This window comes from Rhodohalobacter sulfatireducens (genome assembly GCF_022012475.1).
GTDB lineage: Bacteria > Bacteroidota > Rhodothermia > Balneolales > Balneolaceae > Rhodohalobacter > Rhodohalobacter sulfatireducens.
On sequence record NZ_JAKLWS010000004.1, the window covers coordinates 165,897 to 184,668 of the forward strand.

At 41.9% G+C, this 18,772-nt stretch carries 15 protein-coding genes; 2 read left to right on the forward strand and 13 right to left on the reverse strand.

Translation table 11 applies throughout. The features are described 5' to 3' along the window. Positions 1-58 precede the first annotated feature (58 nt). Positions 59-2,533 (reverse strand): bifunctional aspartate kinase/homoserine dehydrogenase I, encoded by a 2,475-nt coding sequence (thrA, locus tag L6773_RS05165; RefSeq protein ID WP_237852790.1) that lies wholly within the window; start codon positions 2,531-2,533, stop codon positions 59-61. Between the two features lie 356 nt (positions 2,534-2,889). Between thrA and proC the strand changes: the two genes are divergently transcribed. Beyond that, the gene (gene proC, locus L6773_RS05170; RefSeq protein ID WP_237852791.1) at positions 2,890-3,699 is read left to right on the forward strand and encodes a pyrroline-5-carboxylate reductase; all 810 of its coding nucleotides are present in this window, start codon (positions 2,890-2,892) and stop codon (positions 3,697-3,699) included. A 195-nt stretch (positions 3,700-3,894) separates the two neighbouring features. On the opposite strand, the gene L6773_RS05175 is transcribed toward proC, so the two are convergent. Together L6773_RS05175 and L6773_RS05180 are read right to left on the reverse strand one after the other, a co-directional pair. Then, on the reverse strand, positions 3,895-6,393 hold the full coding sequence (locus L6773_RS05175; RefSeq protein WP_237852792.1) for an acyl-CoA dehydrogenase: 2,499 nt from the start codon (positions 6,391-6,393) through the stop codon (positions 3,895-3,897). 12 nt (positions 6,394-6,405) lie between these two features. Next, positions 6,406-6,993, reverse strand: coding sequence for a TetR/AcrR family transcriptional regulator (locus L6773_RS05180; protein ID WP_237852793.1), 588 nt, complete (start codon positions 6,991-6,993; stop codon positions 6,406-6,408). Positions 6,994-7,177: 184 nt separating this feature from the next. Between L6773_RS05180 and L6773_RS05185 the strand changes: the two genes are divergently transcribed. Beyond that, the gene (locus L6773_RS05185) at positions 7,178-8,650 is read left to right on the forward strand and encodes an alpha-L-fucosidase (RefSeq protein WP_237852794.1); all 1,473 of its coding nucleotides are present in this window, start codon (positions 7,178-7,180) and stop codon (positions 8,648-8,650) included. Positions 8,651-8,667: 17 nt separating this feature from the next. On the opposite strand, the gene L6773_RS05190 is transcribed toward L6773_RS05185, so the two are convergent. The 10 genes from L6773_RS05190 to L6773_RS05235 form a co-directional block, all read right to left on the reverse strand. Next, positions 8,668-9,558 carry a glycosyltransferase family 2 protein gene (locus L6773_RS05190; RefSeq protein ID WP_237852795.1) on the reverse strand — a complete coding sequence of 297 codons (891 nt, stop codon included), beginning with the start codon at positions 9,556-9,558 and terminating at the stop codon, positions 8,668-8,670. Continuing rightward, a complete protein-coding gene (locus tag L6773_RS05195; RefSeq protein WP_237852796.1) occupies positions 9,555-10,778 on the reverse strand; it encodes a glycosyltransferase in 1,224 nt (407 codons plus the stop codon). The genes L6773_RS05190 and L6773_RS05195 overlap by 4 nt, the downstream gene beginning before the upstream one ends. A gap of 26 nt (positions 10,779-10,804) precedes the next feature. Beyond that, the gene (locus L6773_RS05200; RefSeq protein ID WP_237852797.1) at positions 10,805-11,536 is read right to left on the reverse strand and encodes a glycosyltransferase family 2 protein; all 732 of its coding nucleotides are present in this window, start codon (positions 11,534-11,536) and stop codon (positions 10,805-10,807) included. Positions 11,537-11,841: 305 nt separating this feature from the next. Next, on the reverse strand, positions 11,842-12,507 hold the full coding sequence (gene trmB, locus L6773_RS05205; protein WP_237852798.1) for a tRNA (guanosine(46)-N7)-methyltransferase TrmB: 666 nt from the start codon (positions 12,505-12,507) through the stop codon (positions 11,842-11,844). A gap of 13 nt (positions 12,508-12,520) precedes the next feature. Continuing rightward, positions 12,521-13,099 (reverse strand): thioredoxin family protein, encoded by a 579-nt coding sequence (locus L6773_RS05210; protein WP_237852799.1) that lies wholly within the window; start codon positions 13,097-13,099, stop codon positions 12,521-12,523. A gap of 165 nt (positions 13,100-13,264) precedes the next feature. Continuing rightward, complete coding sequence (locus L6773_RS05215) at positions 13,265-14,311, reverse strand: PA0069 family radical SAM protein (protein WP_237852800.1); 1,047 nt, start codon at positions 14,309-14,311, stop codon at positions 13,265-13,267. Between the two features lie 97 nt (positions 14,312-14,408). Then, positions 14,409-16,694: a glycosyltransferase gene (locus L6773_RS05220; protein ID WP_237852801.1), complete on the reverse strand. Its 2,286-nt coding sequence runs from the start codon at positions 16,692-16,694 to the stop codon at positions 14,409-14,411. 30 nt (positions 16,695-16,724) lie between these two features. Beyond that, on the reverse strand, positions 16,725-16,883 hold the full coding sequence (locus L6773_RS05225; RefSeq protein WP_237852802.1) for a hypothetical protein: 159 nt from the start codon (positions 16,881-16,883) through the stop codon (positions 16,725-16,727). A gap of 59 nt (positions 16,884-16,942) precedes the next feature. After that, a complete protein-coding gene (locus L6773_RS05230; RefSeq protein ID WP_237852803.1) occupies positions 16,943-18,133 on the reverse strand; it encodes an aspartate aminotransferase family protein in 1,191 nt (396 codons plus the stop codon). A gap of 6 nt (positions 18,134-18,139) precedes the next feature. Beyond that, entirely contained in the window at positions 18,140-18,769 is a 630-nt protein-coding gene (locus tag L6773_RS05235; protein WP_237852804.1) for a thioredoxin family protein, read from the reverse strand. Between the last annotated feature and the right edge of the window lie 3 nt (positions 18,770-18,772).

The following is an 18,772-nucleotide window of genomic DNA, read 5'->3' on the forward strand; positions in this document are numbered from 1 at the left end:
ATAACGAATTATGAACTTCTTCAAAATTCGACATTAGATATTCGGTTTTCAATATTTGTTAGAACCCCGCATTGCTATACGCCTTGGTATTTGCAACTCGCAAAATATCAGAAATAATTCCCGCGGCGGTTACTTTAGCGCCGGCACCCGGTCCTTTTATCACCAATGGATTGACATCATAATTGGAGGAGTGGATCGCCAAAATATTGTCGCTTCCGGACAGGTTGTAAAATGGATGATCTGACGCGATGGTCTCCAGCTTTACTTCTGCATTTCCATTCTCGAATCGTGCAATATAGCACAATTTTTTTCCTTCATCGGCGGCGGCTTTCCACATTGATTCAAACTCATCATCAAACTCTTTCAGCTTCTCAAAAAACTCATCAATGTCTTTTGTATCCCGTGCTTCTTCGGGTACCAGATTCTGAATATCAATATCATCAAAATCCAGTTCATAACCAGAAACACGCGCCAAGATCAATAACTTTCGTCCCACATCGAAACCATTCAGATCTTCCCGCGGATCCGGTTCAGTGTATCCCATCTCTTTCGCTTTCATCACGAGGTCACTAAATCCAACAGAATCGTCAAAACTGTTGAACAGATAACTTAATGTACCAGATAAAACTGCTTCAATTTTATGAATGTGATCCCCCGTTGTTACCATCTCGTTGAGTGTTCCGATCACCGGCAGGCCGGCACCCACATTGGTTTCATACTTATAGGCAGCGTTATGTTGCTTGGCCGTTTCGTGCAACTGATCAAACAACTCCTGGCTGGTTGAATTTGCCAGTTTGTTTGGAGTGACCACCGAAATACTCTCTGATAAAATTTCATTATAAAACGATTTCAACTCAGGGCTTGCCGTACAATCCACAAAAATGCTGTTCGGCAAATTCATCTGCTTCATCTCCTCTACAAAGTTCTTCAGATTTGTCTTCTTACCATCCTCACCCAAATGATCTTCCCAATCAGAAAGAGAGATCGATTCCTCACTCAGTAACATTTGTCGGCTATTTGCCAACCCCTTGATATTCACATCTATCTGGTACTCTTTATAAAGTTCTTCGGCATGATCACTCAACATTTCAAGCAGTGTGCTTCCGATAAGGCCAACTCCAACCAGGAATAGATTCATTGTCTTCACACCAGAAAGGAAAAACGCATCATGCAGCGTGTTCATCGCTTTTTTCTCATTATTTCGGTCAATTACAAACGAGATATTTCTTTCGGACGAACCTTGTGCAATCGCTACAATATTAATTCCGTTTCTTCCGAGTGCATTAAACACGCGACCTGCTATTCCCGGAATTTGACGCATATTATCGCCCACCACAGCCACAATCGAGAGATCGTTTTCAACCCGAATTTCATCGATGATATCTGCCTTGAACTCTTCCGAAAACTCTTCAGAGATAGATTCCTTTGCATCAGCGGCAAATTCAGGCAACACGGCCAGTGTGATGGTGTGCTCAGACGAAGACTGCGTAATTAAAATGATATTGATATTCCGCGCCGCCAAAGCCCCAAATATTCTCGAGGCCACCCCGGTTACGCCAATCATTCCGCTGCCTTTAATTGTAATAAGAGCTACATCTTCGATAGATGACAACCCACGAATGATTCCACCTTTCTTCTTAATCTCCTTCTTGATCTGCGTTCCTGGATGCTCCGGCTTGAAGGTATTTTTGATGAGAATCGGAATCTCAGATTTAAGCGCCGGTTGAATAGTTGGCGGGTAAATTACACGAGCACCAAAGTGCGACAACTCCATCGCTTCCTCGTACGAGGCATGTTCAACGGAGAACGCATTTTTCACTTTCCGGGGATCAGCAGTCATCAACCCGTCTACATCGGTCCAGATCTCAATCACATCTGCTTCCAGGGCCGCCCCAAATAGCGAAGCTGTGTAATCCGATCCGCCCCTGCCCAAAGTAGTACTTTCTTGATTTTCAGTTGATGATATAAAACCGGTGGCAACCACAATATTTTCATTATGATCCTCTAAATAATTCCGGATATTTTGAAAGGTTTGAGCTGTCAAAACCCGGGCAGAGCCGAAATTATTGTCCGTTTTGATCAGGTCTCTTGTATCGGTGTAAAGTGCTTCCATTCCCTGATTTTGCAGGGCAGCCGTAAGTATTTGGGCAGAAAAGCGCTCGCCAAACCCAACAATAAAGTCAAGTGTCTTTTTGGTAAGTTCACGAATCAGCGATACTCCCTGCAGTACATCCTGCAGTTCATTCAACAGAAGTTTAAAAGAAGTGATCACTTCACTCCGCTTGCTAACCGGGAGCAGGTCGTTAATCGTATCGATATGGCGTTTGTCAATTTCATTCAGCCGATCTTCGAATGAATCATCACCCGCTGAGGCAAGGGTTGCCGTCTCTATCAATTTATCTGTTATACCGCGCAGAGCAGATACAACGACTACAATTCTTTGATCTTTCTGTTTCGACTCAACAATAGATATCACACGGCGCAGGGCATCCGGGGATCCCACTGAGCTCCCGCCAAATTTTAAAATCCTCATGTATATGGTTTCTATTAAGCAATTACCAAGACGGTACTTCCCGTCTAACCACTCAATGCGGTTAGACGGAACTCAAATAAATTTCTTTTGAATTTATACATCCAAAAAGGAAGATAACCTTAATTTTAGCTATTCATTACGCCGTAACCAAGATTTTTTTATAATTCACTAATCAAAGTTGTAAAAGCGCTTCCACTTATTTCTGTCTCTTTTTGGTCATTCATGGTTGTAGGTTGAACATCTATTGCTTTAGTTGGTTCCAAACAAGAAGTATATATTTCCAGTAATGAGCCTACTTTTCTGCAGTTTGGTTCGTTATTATCACTTACTAGCTCATAATAAAAAATCTATCATACATGGACTTCAGCGATAAAAAAACTGCCATATTGGGCGCCGGTAATATTGGGTGCTCTATTGCCAACGGTTTAACCGCCTCAGACATTTTCAAACCATCTCAGCAAACGTTAACCAGGCGCCGGACTGATAAACTGAGTGAATATACTGAAAAGGGTTACAATGTAACTTCCGATAACATTGAAGCCGTTAAGAACTCAGATATTCTTATCGCATGCGTTGAACCACATCAGTTAGATGGATTGCTGAAGGAGATCTCATCCGCGCTAAATCCCGAAAAACATCTATTGATTTCCGTTGTTTCTGGAGCGAAAATATCAGACATCAAAAAAAATATACCTGATGGAGTAGCCGTTGTGCGTGCCATGCCAAATACTGCAATCGCCATCCGGGAATCTATGACATGTATATGCTCTGAGACGCTAGATAATGGTACCATCGAAACCACAAAAGCTATTTTTGATACCGTTGGTGAGACATTGGTAATCCAGGAAGAGCAGATGTCTTCTGCTACTGCTCTGGTTGCATGCGGAATTGCTTTCTTTTTGAGAGCGATACGTGCAGCATCACAGGGTGGAATTGAGATTGGATTCAGTTCACAGGAATCTCTTGCAATGGCCACGCAAACAGCAAAAGGGGCAGCATCTCTTCTTGGTTCAATGAAGAATCATCCAGAATACGAAATTGATCGTGTAACCACGCCCAAAGGCTGTACCATTTCCGGTCTGAACCAGATGGAACACGGTGGATTCAGCTCAGCCATGATTAAAGGAATTCTGACATCCGCAGAGAAGGCTGAGAAGCTTTATTAAAAGAGGACTTTGCAGAACCAATCATCTGTTTTCCCGAGTAGGCGGGATCGTAACTTCTCATTGCGCTCAAACTGACATCCTATTGAGCGCAGCGGAGCGAAGTCGAAAATGTGTCTGGTATTTCAAGCCCCTCTAAAAAAAGAAAACCCACAGTCATGCTGACCTGTGGGCTGGGATTGGGAACTCAATAAAATCTTAGAGTAGTACAGTATCTTTGTCCGGGTCTTTCAAGCCGGCATCCTTTTTCGGATCAACTGCGCTTTTGTCGTATTCTTCTAACGTGAATTCGTCCACTAAGATTGTGTCGTACCTGGCTTCCTCAGTTTTTCGAACCATCTCAGCCTCTTCCTCTGTGATGATATCTTGCTCAAGGGCTGAATCCAGTTGTTTCAAAACATGAGTTTTTTTCAGCTTCTTAGCCTTGGTTGCTTTATACAGCTTTTTATAAACCGGGTACGATTTTTCAACCCATTCCAGCGCGTATTCATATTTACCCATCGCTTCCTCGCGGCTGGTTGGAATATAGATATCTTCCGTCATGCGGTCTCGTTGCTCCCCTCTCGTTTGCATTGCCTGGGCAACTTTATGTCCAAGTTTATCAGATGGCTTTTTCCCGATCCTGTTTATTCTCGACCAGAGAGCAACCGGCCCTCTGAACAACCAACTCAAACCCGGAACTTTGATTTCTGAAAAGATCTCATCAAAAGCGGTTTGTATTCGTGAGAAAGCTTCATCCATCGCCCATTCAAAGTAAACCCGATCTTCTTCCTTTTTCCCTTCAATTTCAAACCGGCGAAGTGTTGCAGCAGCGAGCAGCATCCAACTCAAAATATCCGCATATCGGCCGGAAAGTTTCTCTTTCATTTTGAGAGCCCCTCCATAAGATCCAAGGGCGATATCCGCCATAAAAGCAAACGTAGCCGAAGCCCAAGCCAGTTTCTTGTAGTATTTTGAAGCGGGTCCGCCAACCGGGGAGCTTGCGAGTCGCCCCCGGGTTACACTCAACACCATCGACCGAATCATATTTTGCACGGCGTGACCGATATGTTTCCAGAAATTATCATCAAACTTTTTGACGTCTTTATTCATCAATGCTTCAATCTCTTTCAAGGCGTAGGGATGACTTCGAATAGCGCCCTGGCCAAAGATCATAAGAGTGCGGGTGAGAATGTTTGCTCCCTCAACGGTAACGGCAATTGGCATAGCCATATAGGAGTGAGCGAAAATGTTTCTCGGGCCGCGTGATATACCCGAACCACCAACAATGTCCATCGCATCATTAACGATTTCTCGCCCCAGCTCGGTGAAGTTGTATTTGGCGATGGCTGTCACAACGGCCGGTTTTGCTCCTTTGTCGAGAGCACCGCAGATGTATGTTCGGGCCGCACCCAGCAAATATGTATATCCACCAATTCGAGCCATCGGTTCCTCAATTCCCTCAAACTTACCGATGTTCAATCCAAACTGTTGACGAATCGCCGCATATGCACCAATCGCGCGGGTTGCAACTTTCGCTCCTCCAACGGACTGTGCAGGCAGTGAAATTCCTCGTCCCACAGCCAGTGATTCCATCAGCATACGCCAGCCGTTCCCGGCTCCATCTTTTCCACCGATAATTGCACTTACCGGAACCACAACATCTTTTCCGCGAATCGGGCAGTTGTAAAATGGAACTCCAAGCGGATCGTGCCTCTTTCCAAGTACAACTCCTTCGGTATCACTGGGAATGAGTGCAGCAGTAATTCCAAGCTCCTCACCTTCGCCCAATAAATTTTCGGGATCATACAGTTTAAACGCCAAGCCAATTACAGTTGAAATAGCCGCAAGGGTGATGTACCGTTTCTCCCAATTGAGTTTGATATAAAGCTTTCCATCCTCACCTTTGAAAACTTCACCCCGGCTTTGCATTGCACCTGCATCCGAACCGGCATTCGGTTCTGTCAATGCAAAACATGGAATCTCCTCTCCTTTGGCAAGGCGGGGCAAGTAATGATCTTTCTGCTCTTCCGTACCATAATGCATCAGGAGTTCGGCCGGGCCTAACGAATTGGGGACCATTACAGTCGTGGCTAAGGGGCCGCATCGTGAAGCAAGCTTCGCAACAATCAAACTATGGGCATTTGCAGAAAACCCATGCCCCCCATATTTCTCAGGTATTACCAATCCAAAAAAACGTTCTTTCTTGAAATAATCCCAGGTTTCTTTATCAAAATCTCGTCGTTGGAAAACATCCCAGTCGGATACCATGGAGCACAACTTCTCTACCGGGCCATCCATAAACGCCCGCTCTTTTTCAGTTAATTCGGGATATTCCTCCTCACTCAACTTCTTCAAATCAGGTTTTCCGGAGAAGAGTTCGCCCTCTACCCAAACCGTTCCGGCATCGATGGCAGTTTGTTCTGTTTCTGAGATTACCGGCAAAATTTTAAGCTTTTCTAACAAGGTCATTAACGGTCCTGAAAGAATAGATCTGCGAATCGGTTTGATATTAAAAACCAGCGCAAGAACCAGATAAACGGCCAGTAACCAGGTGGGAGCCCCAAGTCCCGTTAATGCAGCAAAACCTGCAATAGCCCATAACCATAGCGGTGTACCGGTAAATCCGAAAAGAAAGAGTAAAAAAATGATGGATGGCCAAACGATCCATCCGGACATGCCTTCAAAAAATGTGAGTTGCTCCAGTAGTGTTTCCATAATGGTCTCCTGTTATGCGGGTGTTTTTTGTATGATAAATCCCTGGATTACATGTTCAATCGCCTGATCAATAAATTCCTTTTGTGGTATACGGGTGTCGAGTCTTTTGTTGAGAATTACCGAAACGACTCCGTGCAGCTGAGCCCAAAGCGTATATGCGCTGATTACCGGGTTTTCTACATCGATTAAATCTTTTTGTCGACCTTTGTCGATGATCTCCGCCAAAAGTTCATAGGCGCTTCGTATCTGCTGAAATTTCTCTTTTGGATATTCCGGCATCTCCTCGGGACGAACCATATAGATAATTTCATATTCTTTTGGATGATCGAGAGCAAATTGAATGTAGCACCTTGCCAGGTCTTCCAGTTGCCGGATTAAATCTTTGGAAGAGTCGATTTCCGCAAGAAGTTTCTCTTTTAAATGCTCAATGCTTTGATCAATAAGAGCAAGAAGAAGGTCATCTTTATTATCGAAATGAAGATAAATACTTGTAGCGGTGACATTTGCCCGCTTTGCGATATTGCGCATGGACAGTTTTCCAAACCCGCGCTCAATCAACAACTCCCTGCTTACTTCTAATATTTCGTTTCTCAGAGACATGGTTCGTTTTCAGTTAACACTGTTAAGTTAACAGTTCTAAATTATCAAAATTGTATTTAATGTCAACATTCAACTGATCAACAACATCTTCAAAGAAGTATTGGTATTATTACATTCAGACTTTTTTATACTATATCAATCCTAAATCTTTTATGTTTCAGCAGCTAAAAAACTCAACCATTTTATGATGATGAAGAAACCCCTTTTATCCACACTCTTTATTGCACTTCTCCTTGTTATCAACTCCTGTAGTTCGAATGTGAGTGAAGTTGCACCACCTGAACCTGTTCTTCCGGTTCCATCTGAAGCACAGATGGAATGGCACGAAATGGAATTACTGGCATTTGTGCATTTTACGACCAATACTTTTACAAATATGGAGTGGGGATATGGCGATGAAAGCCCATCTATTTTCAATCCAACCGAGATGGATGTTGACCAATGGATGACCACCCTGAGCGATGCGGGATTTGAAGGGGTGATTTTGACGGCTAAGCATCACGACGGATTTTGCCTGTGGCCAAGTGATTATACAGAGCACGATGTAGCAAACAGTCCGTATAAAGATGGCGAGGGTGATGTAGTCAAAGAAGTATCCGAATCCGCAAGAGAGCATGGGATGAAATTTGGAGTCTATCTTTCGCCCTGGGATCGAAACCGGGCTGATTACGCTGAGGCGTCTTATATCGATTATTACAGGAATCAGATTGAGGAAATTTTTACGAACTACGGCCCAATTTTTGAGATGTGGTTTGATGGTGCTAATGGTGGTGACGGCTATTATGGAGGCGCTGATGAAACCCGAACGATCGACCGGCAAACGTATTACGACTGGCCAACCACAATTGATTTTGTTCGCGACCTCCAACCTGAGCCACAGGTTCTTTTCTTCAGCGATGCCGGACCGGATATCCGATGGGTGGGAAATGAACATGGTTACGTCAATGAGACGAACTGGAATACAATCAACAACGATACCCTTTATGCCGGCAAATCTGGTATTAACGACCTGCTTGGCACCGGTTCAGAAGACGGCCAAAAATGGATCCCGGCCGAAGTAGATGTATCTATTCGTCCCGGCTGGTTTTATCATCCCGAAGAAGATTCACTCGTAAAAACTCCGGAAGATCTGTTCGATATCTATATGACGTCCGTTGGCCGTGGTTCCAACCTTTTACTGAATGTGCCTCCGGACAGGCGCGGACTGATTCATGAAAATGATGTAGAGTCACTTAGAGAGTGGAGACAGATGCTGGATGAGGCTTTCAGCACAAACCTGGCTGAAGGTGCAGAGGTCACTGCCGATTCGTACCGAGGCAGTCATGAAGATTATGCACCTTTCAATCTTACAGATGATGACAGTGAAACATATTGGGCTACAGATGATAACGTAGATACCGGCGAGCTTGAAATCACATTAGATGAACCCGCTGAAATCAAATATGTGGTTTTGCAGGAATATATTCGTTTGGGTCAGCGTGTTCGATCTTTCTCCGTTGATGTTTGGGAAGAGGGAGAATGGCAACCGGCAGCAGAGGGAACCACCGTCGGGTATAAACGCATCTTAGAGATCGATCCGGTTACAACTGATCGAATCCGCATTCAAATTGAGGATTCTCAGGCAAGCCCGGTTATCTCAAATGTTGAGCTTTATTAAAGGCAACAAATAATCAATCAGCTTGCCATTCCCAATTTATTCTTGATATAATTCTTAACGGCTTTTTTCTTTCTGCTATTAATAACCTCAACCCGGCCTTTGTCGAGATGGATATTCCATTTTTCCTCGAACCGTTTGATCGTTGTAATTGTCCCCTGCTTGTCCCATCGGAAGAAATGGAATCGAAAATCAGTTAATTTAAGCGGATATGGATATACGTAATGAATTACTGATTTTGGCTCAAGATAGATTGGTAATCCCGCCTCTTTAGCAATCAGGCAAATATCTACATGCTCACGAGTTGTAAGCAGTTCATCATCTAAAGGGCCATACTTGTCCAAGAAAGATTTACGAACCAAAACAGCATGAAATTCAATATTGTCTGTTTGAAATCTTTCAAGAGGTTCTTCAAGTTCAGAAACTTTCTTCATATGGTGATGCATATCGATAGAGAGTCTTTTTATTCCATCGGACTCGTCTACAACCATTTTTCCACCCGCCATATGAATTCTCTCTTCACCAACATCTCCTTCAAGGTAGAGCGGGCCAACTAATGCAGCAGAGGTTTCTTCGGCACATTTCACAAGTTCAGTTAACCAGTTTTTACGTACCAGAACGTCATTATCTAAAAATATCACGTACTCAGTATCTTCCGAAACTGCTTTAAAACCAACATTTCGAGCTTGATTAGGATGCAAGTAGTGATTGGTTCTGATATGTTTAAATCCCTTTTCTTTTGAATATCTCTCCAAAAATCTGTTTAGATACCCCGGTGATTTCCCGTCAACATATATTAAATCGAAATCATATGATGTGATATCATAGATGTTTTTCAGAGACTCGATTGAAAAGCTAAATCGTTCCCTGGGAACTACAACTATCGTTACTTTTGGATTATTCTTTTTCATCTTTCTGAATATTTTTGTGCCAACTTGATATACTCTCTTGAGATTATATCATTCCGTGATTCAATTTCATAATTATTTTCTACAAATTTACGACCCTTTTCTCCCATCTCAGCTCTTTGTGAAGGTGAGTTCACAAGTTGATCTAAAGCTTCTTTCATAGCTTTAATGTTTTTCTCAGGAATTAATAACCCGTTTTCCTTATGCTGCACCAATTCGGGAATACCTCCGTGACGGCTTGCAATTACCGGAAGCTCGCATGCCATAGCCTCTTTAAGAACATTGGGAACTGTATCTTCATCACCATTCTCTGCAACCACACTTGGACAGATCAAAATATCACTGGCCTGCACTTCAGAAACGATCTTTTCTTGGTTCACTGAAGCCTTTATTTTAATTTTGCTTATCAAATTATATGCTCTGACTTTATTCAAAAGCTCATTCTTTAAACTGCCTTCACCAATAATTGTATATGTTATCTCCTTATCAGGATTTTCATTGATGTACTCTGCCACCGCCTCAATACTATAGATAAATCCCTTCTTTTCTACCAGGCGACCTATACTTATAATACTAACTTTTGTTGATGATCGATTTTTATCAGTCGGAACAAACTGTTTTACATCAATTGCACTTGGGTGAACCAATATTTTTTCTACGGGACAGCCGAGTCGAATAAGTCTTTTTTTATAATACTCACAGACGGGCAGGAACAGGTCTCCTTTTTGAAACAGTTCACCATAGATAGAAGGATTTTCTTTTATCTCGCTGCTTAAATCTATGCCGTGAAAAGAAATTGCAATCGGTCCGTCAAGTATACCTAATTTCCTGGCCTGAACTGCTAAATTGCCATTCATCCCAAAAAAAGCATGAATCAGATCGTATTTTTTCCCTTCTTTGAATCTTGTAAGATTACGAATCTTCTTTTTACCGGGATAATTTTTCAAAAATCGAAATACGCCCGAATATTTGATGATCGAAAGCGGCGCTTGCAATCTTCGATAGATCTCTAACAAAGGAGTTGAAGCAGGTTTTGTTTCGTAGGATGTTTTATCATGTAGATTATAATCCAATACAGTCTGATGAACATATTCATCAGTCTCCCTCGGTTGACTCGCATAAATATCAACTGAATGACCTCTGTCAATTAACCCGGTAATCCTGTTCAATATAAACGTCTCAGAAAGGGCCGGAAAAGGGGTTACGATTGCCGCTATTTTCAATTGTTTTTTCAAATTCGATTCATGAGTTAACCGGTAAACATCAACCGAAATTTGGTGAATATTTTTCGGGCTAATACCTTGAGTTGTATGAGCGGATATCTATCCACTGGAAGTCCGGATTCAATCCAGCGGATCTGATCTTTCTTATATAATTCCCGGGGTACCTTCTTGCCAGTTTCTGCCTCCCATCTCTTAATTTTTTTCAAAAGCACCTTCGTATTTTCATAGAGGCTTATTTGATTATCTTTCCGATATTTTGAAAAAGTTTCCGAATAACTGTGATCAATATGATGAGCCATCCCTTCCGGCAGAATTTTGTAAGATACATCGTTGAAATAAAGCCGTAATCGCATCTCAGATGCATTTGTACCATACCCGGTTATAGCCTCATCGTATCCACCTACTTTCAGAAAATCTTTCTTTGATACTATAAGCAATCCCCCCAACCCTTTCACCTTGTTGTAAATATTATATCCTGTTATAAATGTACTTTCCTCCAACAACTTCTGGATCTTTTCTACAAAATTATCTGAAACAATTGTATCAGCATCCACAAAGCATAACCATTCGCAATCAAGCTTTTTTATTTCGGGGATGGCTGCATTTCGAGCTTTCGTTAAACAGAAATATTTTTCACCGGGAACCTCCACTACACTGCACTCGGGATAATTTTCTTTAACCCAGTCACCGGTTTTATCGGGACAGGAATAGTCAACAACAACTGTTTTGCTGGAGGGCTGTGATAGTATAACAGGCAAACTCTTTTTTATGTGAGCCAATCTGCCCATACTCGATGTAACGAAACAGACATTTTCAAGTAGCATTTCCCTTAAATCTAAAGCAACTATTAATCTATGACCGATAATTAACCAGACATTACAAAAAATGTGAATAACAAAATAATGTGATGTCTCAAATTTTGAATGTCGCAGTTTCTAAAGGAAAGCTAATTAAACTTCAATCATCTTAAATTTTTTTGCAAGTGGATTGAATGAAACCAGAAATTTCGGCTGTCTGAAAGCCCCATTTCCCAAGACCATAGGAATAAGAGATTATGCAATTCTCAGTTTAATCGAAATGCTACGTAATGAATTGTCTTACCGGCTTTCAAGTGCTTCTTTTCATAGAATGTTTTATGGGTAAGGAGTTTATCATCAGGTTCTTCTTTATAGATATCGTCTACTTTTTTACCAATCTGACAATCCTCCTCCTCAATCGTTTCAAGCGTAAAATTATACAGGAGGTCAGAATCTGTTTTCAGATGGATCAGCCCACCCGGTTTCAGCACATTCCGATAGATTTCAAGAAATTTCGTTGATGTGAGTCTCTGCTTGGATCGCGACCCCCTTGGATGTGGGTCAGGAAAAGTAATCCAGATTTCATCCACTTCCCCCGGCTCAAAATAATCCTCCAAGTGATCGATCAGCATACGAATAAACCGAACATTTCTTACTTGGTTATTTAAAGCATACGTGGCACCCTTCCAAATCCGGTTTCCCTTCAAATCAATGCCAATACAGTTCTTCCCGGGATTCTTTTCAGCAAGATAAATGGTGTACTCACCTTTTCCACAGGCCAATTCAAGAACAATGGGATTGTTGTTCCCAAAAATCTCCTTCTTCCATTTTCCTTTGGGCGGCGGCTCGTTCCCCTCAAAATCGGTGTACTCAAACACATTTTGATAGCGAGCGATATCTTTAAATCTCCGGAGCTTATTTTTATTGCCCATGAACTACAGAAGCTTAGCCATACCAGGCCGGTTCATTTCCTTTCTTCCATTTGATATTGCATCCCATACTCGGAATCTGTTTTTCGGGTGCAGGCTCCCCGGCCAAAAGACGATCGGTAGCATCTCTCAAATCTTCACCGGTTGGTTCGATATCGTTTTTAGGCCTCGCACTGTCGAATTGTCCGCGATAGTAGAGTTCCTGGTTTTCATCAAAGAGGAAAAGGTCGGGCGTGCAGGCTGCTTTGTAGGCATGAGCCGCTTCCTGTTCCTTATCAAAGAGGTAAGGAAATGGGTATCCAAATTCTTCCGCATCCTCTTTCATCTTATCAGGTGCGTCTTCCGGATAATTCTCAATATCATTTGAACTGATAGCTACAATTCCGACTCCTTTCGGCATGTAATCAGAAGCATACTCGACAAGATCTTCTTTGATCAGTTTTACATATGGGCAATGATTACAAATAAACATCACCAAAAAAGCTTTGTTTCTCTCAAAGGCTTCAGGAGTATAGGTTCTGCCCGACACTACATCGTGAAGTGTAAAGTCCGGGGCTTTTGTTCCAAGTTCCAGCATTGTTGATTCAACTGCCATAGTCTTATCTGTTATTTAAATTTTACGTTTGATATGATTAACAAAGTGCACACATATCTCATTCAAATCATGTAAAAATAAGAATTTTTCGGTGTGATGTAAGGTATACTCTGTTGCCGCAGAGGAACCGAAGTTAACCAATCCTTTTCTGTACTTCTGTGGGAATTAAAATAATCGCAATTGATCCGTTTCGGGCCTTCTGAAATGCTTTGTTTCTAACGGGCTGATATTCTTATTCAGGCCCAGCCGTTTTGCATGTATTTTCAAGAGTTGGCGAATCTGATCTCCAAACGGACCCTCAACCTGAAATCTCTCTCCCCATTCCGAGCGATTCAATTTTCCATCCTTCATATTTTTGATTCGATTGATCACTTTCTTTTTGCGGTCGGGTTGATGATCTTCGAGCCATTTCACAAACAGATCCTTCACAGCATAGGGCAAGCGTAACGGAACAACCGCCACAGAACCGGCTCCGGCTTCTGCAGATGCTTCCATGATAGGAACAAGCTCTTCATCTGTTAACCCGGGAATCAGGGGCGCAATATTCACATGAACCGGAATTCCGGCTTCAGTCAATTCCCGAACAGCCTTTAGTCTTCGATTGGGCCTCGATGTTCTTGGCTCCATCGTATCCGTAAGGCTTTTATCAAGCGATGTGATCGACAATACCACTTTTACCGCATTCTTTTCAGCAAGAGATAAGAGCAGATCAATATCACGCGTAACCTGGTAATTCTTCGTAATAATCACCAACGGATGATTACACTCAGCCAGCACTTCAATACATCCACGGGTAATGCGCAGCTTTTTTTCGATGGGTTGGTACGGATCAGTTACACCACTCATAATCAGTGTTTGTGGTTTCCAGCACTCCTGTGCCAATTTTTCGCGTAATAGCTTTGGAGCATCATACTTCACAACAATTTTGGATTCGAAATCCAGCCCGGGACTCATTCCAAGGTATTCGTGTGTGGGGCGAGCATAACAATAAACACATCCATGTTCGCATCCACGATAGGGATTCAAGCTTACATCAAAAGAGATATCCGGACTTTGATTTGTAGAGATGATTTCAGAAGTATGATCCGTCAGAAGTTGGGTGTCAGGTTTCTTGAACTTGCCGGTTTCCTCGTTTATATCATACTCCAGGTGAGTATCCTTGAATCTGTTTTTGGGGTTGTGTGCGCTCCCCCTGCCTTTGATTGGTTTCATATACTACACATGTTTTGTACATAATGTAATATCTGTTTATATCACTTTCAAATCCCTCTAATAAACCAACTCACCAATTACCGGACAGATATGAAATTTATGGTCCATAGTTCATTATTTTTTTCCGGGCGGCCAGAAATTGATCTATCACCTTTGACCATTTGAACTCTTCAGTCACATAATTATAACCCGATTCAGCCATTCTTGAAACCTCTACCCTTTTATGAAGTAGTATATCCAATGCACTGTTAAATTCTGACTGGGATCTTACAGCAAATCCTCCTTCTGAATTATTTACATGGTACTTTGTCACAGAGCAGTCTGCATGGACAATGACAGGTGTTTTTAGCGCCCAGGCTTCCATTATCACCAATGAAAAACTTTCAAACAGACTTGGTTGAACGAGGGCCAAAGAATCCCTGATTAGTTCTATCTTCATGTCTTCCTCTACCCAGCCAGCATATTCTACATAGGGAGAGGAAGTTAACTTTTCTATTTCAGGTTCATGACCTTCTCCCACAAAAAGAAGGGATACTTTATCGGAAGTAGTGTCATTGAATCCAGTAATCCAGCTTATTAAAGCACTAATATTTTTTTCTTGAACTATGCGGCCTATATATATCAATTGATTCTTTTGTTTTCTTGTGTGGGAAATCTGATTGTATTCCTTTTCTGCTAAGGAAACACCGACACCAATGGGAAAATATAAATCCGGAAGCATTCCCTGGAATGACTTTATACCAACTTCAATTTCTGGTGCAGAATTAATAATTGCACCTCTGGCACAAGAAAACATCCAACTCATGGCTTTATGATAGGCTGCCGGCTCGTTGTGAATAAAGGGATGAAGGATGGTTTTTTCAGGGGCGATAGATGCAAGTCTATGAGAAGAACCAGAGAAATAGTGGCATAAATGAATCGTAGAGTACTTTTTAGCATTTTCTCTAAGGGATTTCTCCATACCCTTTCCAGACAAAGCTGATTTTTTCCAGAGCCATCCCGTTAATAAACTGCCTTTGTTTTTCGCGACTTGTCTATGCATGATATTAAAAATAGGTTCCATTCGCTTGTTTGATGGGAATCTGACGATTTCAAACGGAGTTCCTTGGTCTTGTTGACCATCCAGATAGTGATTGTTACGATTAACAAGCGTCGAACTAGCAGTGGCCCAAACTTCAACGTTTATTCCTCTCTCACATAATTTCTCGGCTATAGTAAAGATTACTTTTTCAGCACCTGCCTGTATATTCTTAAAAAACCAGGGCATCACAAACAAGATTGGTTTCTTAGATAAATATTCAACATTTTCGGAAGAGTTGTAGTTTGCTGAGTGCTCTGGAAGAGTAGATTTTTTTTCGAATTTCTTCAGAAGTCGCATTAATCCTTCTGAATTTTCATACTGTAAAACCTCATTATCTCCCTGGAACTGATACCCGAGATTTGTTTTTCCATTAACGATGAGCGGCCTTCCTAATAATCGAGTTCGTGCTCCCACACCAGAACTTGATATTTTAAGATAAGGCAAAATCACACAGTCAGACGCAACAATCCAAGCATCAAATGCATCATCATCTACAAACTCTTCTATCAAATAAACACCTTCTGTTCTATGAGCTTGCGCGTAAAGCTCGTCGCGATATTTGGAGTATTTTGGATTAGTGGTCCTTAAGCTACCTACAATGTATAGTTCTGCATTTTTTTTACATTTTGCTTTTTCAAAAGCTTCTATTGCCAAATGAAATCCTTTGTGTTGCTGAAAAAATCCAATACAGAGAAAAATTTTCTTGCTTTGGTCCAACCCAAACATATTGCGTGCATCTCTCTGGCTACCTGTAAATCTGGATTGCATATACCGCTCATGAGGCAATACAGTTGCCCTCGTTCCCCAAAAACTCCCGAGTTTCTCTATAATTTTTTTCCTTTCAGGCTCGGTATGAAATATCATTTGATGAAATAAATGAAAAGGAATTGTCAGAAGAGATTCTGAAAGTTTAGATTTTCCGGTAAACAAACCTGTTTCATGAAAAATTATTCCACCCTCATTTCGCCCTTTCCATCCCAGAAAGTAAAATAAAAGAATTTGGCAGATGCGGGTGAAATATTTTCTCGGTAAGCTTCCTTGAGTGTTTGAATAGATAAATGTGGAAGTATAATGAACAAAAACAGCATCGAGTTTAAGCCAGAGAATATTCCAAATGGCCATCAGGATACTTTTATAATTGTTAAGATTTATTTTAATAGCTGCTGACGAAGTTTCATCTGGACTACACTGCAAGACAATGTTCCCCTTTGATTTTTCATACTTCACTTGTTCTGCAGCATATCTTCCAATGCCACACCGTGTAGGTGGAAATGATGAATAAATCAGTATTCTTTTTGCCATTTCTTATTCTTGTGGAAATCAAACCACCATTCATACTTCAACATCAGATCTTTTAAGCCGTTTCACAGCCTGCTTTACCGCATAGGGTATGATACAAGCGGATGCCACATTATACCGACGGGCTACATCACACCCCTCTTTCAACATCTGATTATTCATGATTGGGTGAAGAAGCGAATGATCGATCATTTTAGCGAACTATTCAACTTCGTTCAGGTTGTGGTTATTTGTTTGAATATGTTTAGTTGCTAGCTGAAATCTGCTATAGCTCGGATTATACTGTTTAGTGAGCTACGCAATAGATTTTCATCGATAATTAATGGCGGAGCGATTCGAATCAATGAGTTTGAGTGTAGGGTCCATCCCAAAATCAGCCCGTTTTCAAAACATCTGTTCACTACCTTTTCAGTGAGTACAGAGTCTCTTAATTGAAGTCCTAACATAGCTCCCCGTCCCCGAACTTCAACAATACCATCTCCCTTCAGGATCGATCGCACAATCTTTTCAATCTTCATTCCTTTCTCTGCAAAGTCATCACTTAGAAGAGTTTTCAAACTGGCATGAGCGGCTGCACAACTGACAGGATGCCCCCCAAATGTTGTAACGTGATTCAGCGGGGGGTCTTTCTTGAAAACCTCAAAGATTTCGGAGGATGAGACAAAAGCCCCCATCGGCATGCCGCCGGCCATCGCTTTTGCCAGGCAGATGATATCAGGAACGACATCATAATATTTAAAAGCGAACAGGCTTCCGGTTCGATAGAATCCGGTTTGGATTTCGTCGAAGATCAGAAGTGCCCCGGTTTCATCGCATCTTCTTCTGACTTTCTGAAGCCATTTTTTCTCCGCTGGAATGATACCTCCTTCTCCCTGGATCGGTTCCATAATAACGGCAGCGGTCTCCTCGTCAATCAGATCAAAAACTGCATCAGAGTTAAAATCAGAAAAATAGACATTGGGCAGAAGCGGTTGATAAGGATCTCGGTACACGTTTCGACCGGTCACACTCAGTGAACCATGCGTATCCCCGTGATAGCTGTTATGAAAAGCTACAAACTTACTGCGGCCGGTAAACTTTTTTGCAAGCTTCAGGGCTCCCTCAACGGACTCAGTTCCACTGTTTACAAAATAGACGCGATCCAGATTTGTAGGAAGTTGTTCACACAAAAGGTGTGCAAACTTACTTTGCGGGGACTGTATAAATTCACCATACACCATTACGTGCAGATGCTTTTCTAACTGTCCCTTGATGGCCTTAAGCACATTCGGATGTCGGTGCCCCAGGCTGCTGACTGCGATGCCTGAAATCAGGTCTGTGTATCTTTTTCCATCCGTTGTGTATATAAATGACCCCTCAGCCCTGTCAATCTCGAGCCCTATCGGTTCATCGCTTGTTTGTGCGACGTGTTTGTAAAACGATTGGCTCGATTCAGACATCATAAAAGATCATATCTTGTTTGCCCACTTTTCGATTAAGGGGATAAATTCATCCTGCACAGATTCAGATTTGTCATCTGCGTACCACTTGTGCAACTTTTCAGCTCTTTCTTGCGAGGTATATTCATGATTGTCCTTCATCTTCTTGAACAGGTATTGGGCCTCGTCGGGTCTTGGCCCCCATTCACCGAGAATTTCAAGCGTTTTGGAATCGAGGCAGATCAGTTTAGGTATTGACCTTGCTCTTCCATCCGTTAAAAACTGATCCATAATATCAAGATGTTCATCCCTTAAAATGTATCGAGTTTGGATCATTTTTGTTTGATCGGCCATTTTTTGGATTACCGGAATGACCTGAGCCGCATCTCCGCACCAACCTTCCGTTAAAATCAACCATGTTAGCGACCGATCCAGGCTTTCTAACTTATGAATCAGCTCCTCTTTCAGATCAATTTGTTTATCTAGTCTCCTCATTCTGTGCACATTCATCTTGGTGTAGTGCAGCATCGAGTCAGAATGATTTTCACCTGTGGTTTTATCCTGCTTGAGAAGTTTGTCGATCAAATCACGATATTCATCGTACGTAAAGGCATTCTCAATCGTGCCCCTGGTGATAATAGCTGTTTTTATGTCTGTCATGTT

Excerpts from the sequence above, each read along its gene's own strand:
- L6773_RS05185 (WP_237852794.1), top strand. The coding sequence starts at position 7,178 with ATGATGATGAAGAAACCCCTTTTATCCACACTCTTTATTGCACTTCTC.
- L6773_RS05175 (WP_237852792.1), bottom strand. The coding sequence starts at position 6,393 with ATGGAAACACTACTGGAGCAACTCACATTTTTTGAAGGCATGTCCGGA.
- trmB (WP_237852798.1), bottom strand. The coding sequence starts at position 12,507 with ATGGGCAATAAAAATAAGCTCCGGAGATTTAAAGATATCGCTCGCTAT.
- thrA (WP_237852790.1), bottom strand. The coding sequence starts at position 2,533 with ATGAGGATTTTAAAATTTGGCGGGAGCTCAGTGGGATCCCCGGATGCC.
- L6773_RS05180 (WP_237852793.1), bottom strand. The coding sequence starts at position 6,993 with ATGTCTCTGAGAAACGAAATATTAGAAGTAAGCAGGGAGTTGTTGATT.
- L6773_RS05210 (WP_237852799.1), bottom strand. The coding sequence starts at position 13,099 with ATGGCAGTTGAATCAACAATGCTGGAACTTGGAACAAAAGCCCCGGAC.
- L6773_RS05220 (WP_237852801.1), bottom strand. The coding sequence starts at position 16,694 with ATGGCAAAAAGAATACTGATTTATTCATCATTTCCACCTACACGGTGT.
- L6773_RS05230 (WP_237852803.1), bottom strand. The coding sequence starts at position 18,133 with ATGATGTCTGAATCGAGCCAATCGTTTTACAAACACGTCGCACAAACA.
- proC (WP_237852791.1), top strand. The coding sequence starts at position 2,890 with ATGGACTTCAGCGATAAAAAAACTGCCATATTGGGCGCCGGTAATATT.
- L6773_RS05235 (WP_237852804.1), bottom strand. The coding sequence starts at position 18,769 with ATGACAGACATAAAAACAGCTATTATCACCAGGGGCACGATTGAGAAT.
- L6773_RS05225 (WP_237852802.1), bottom strand. The coding sequence starts at position 16,883 with ATGATCGATCATTCGCTTCTTCACCCAATCATGAATAATCAGATGTTG.
- L6773_RS05190 (WP_237852795.1), bottom strand. The coding sequence starts at position 9,558 with ATGAAAAAGAATAATCCAAAAGTAACGATAGTTGTAGTTCCCAGGGAA.
- L6773_RS05215 (WP_237852800.1), bottom strand. The coding sequence starts at position 14,311 with ATGAAACCAATCAAAGGCAGGGGGAGCGCACACAACCCCAAAAACAGA.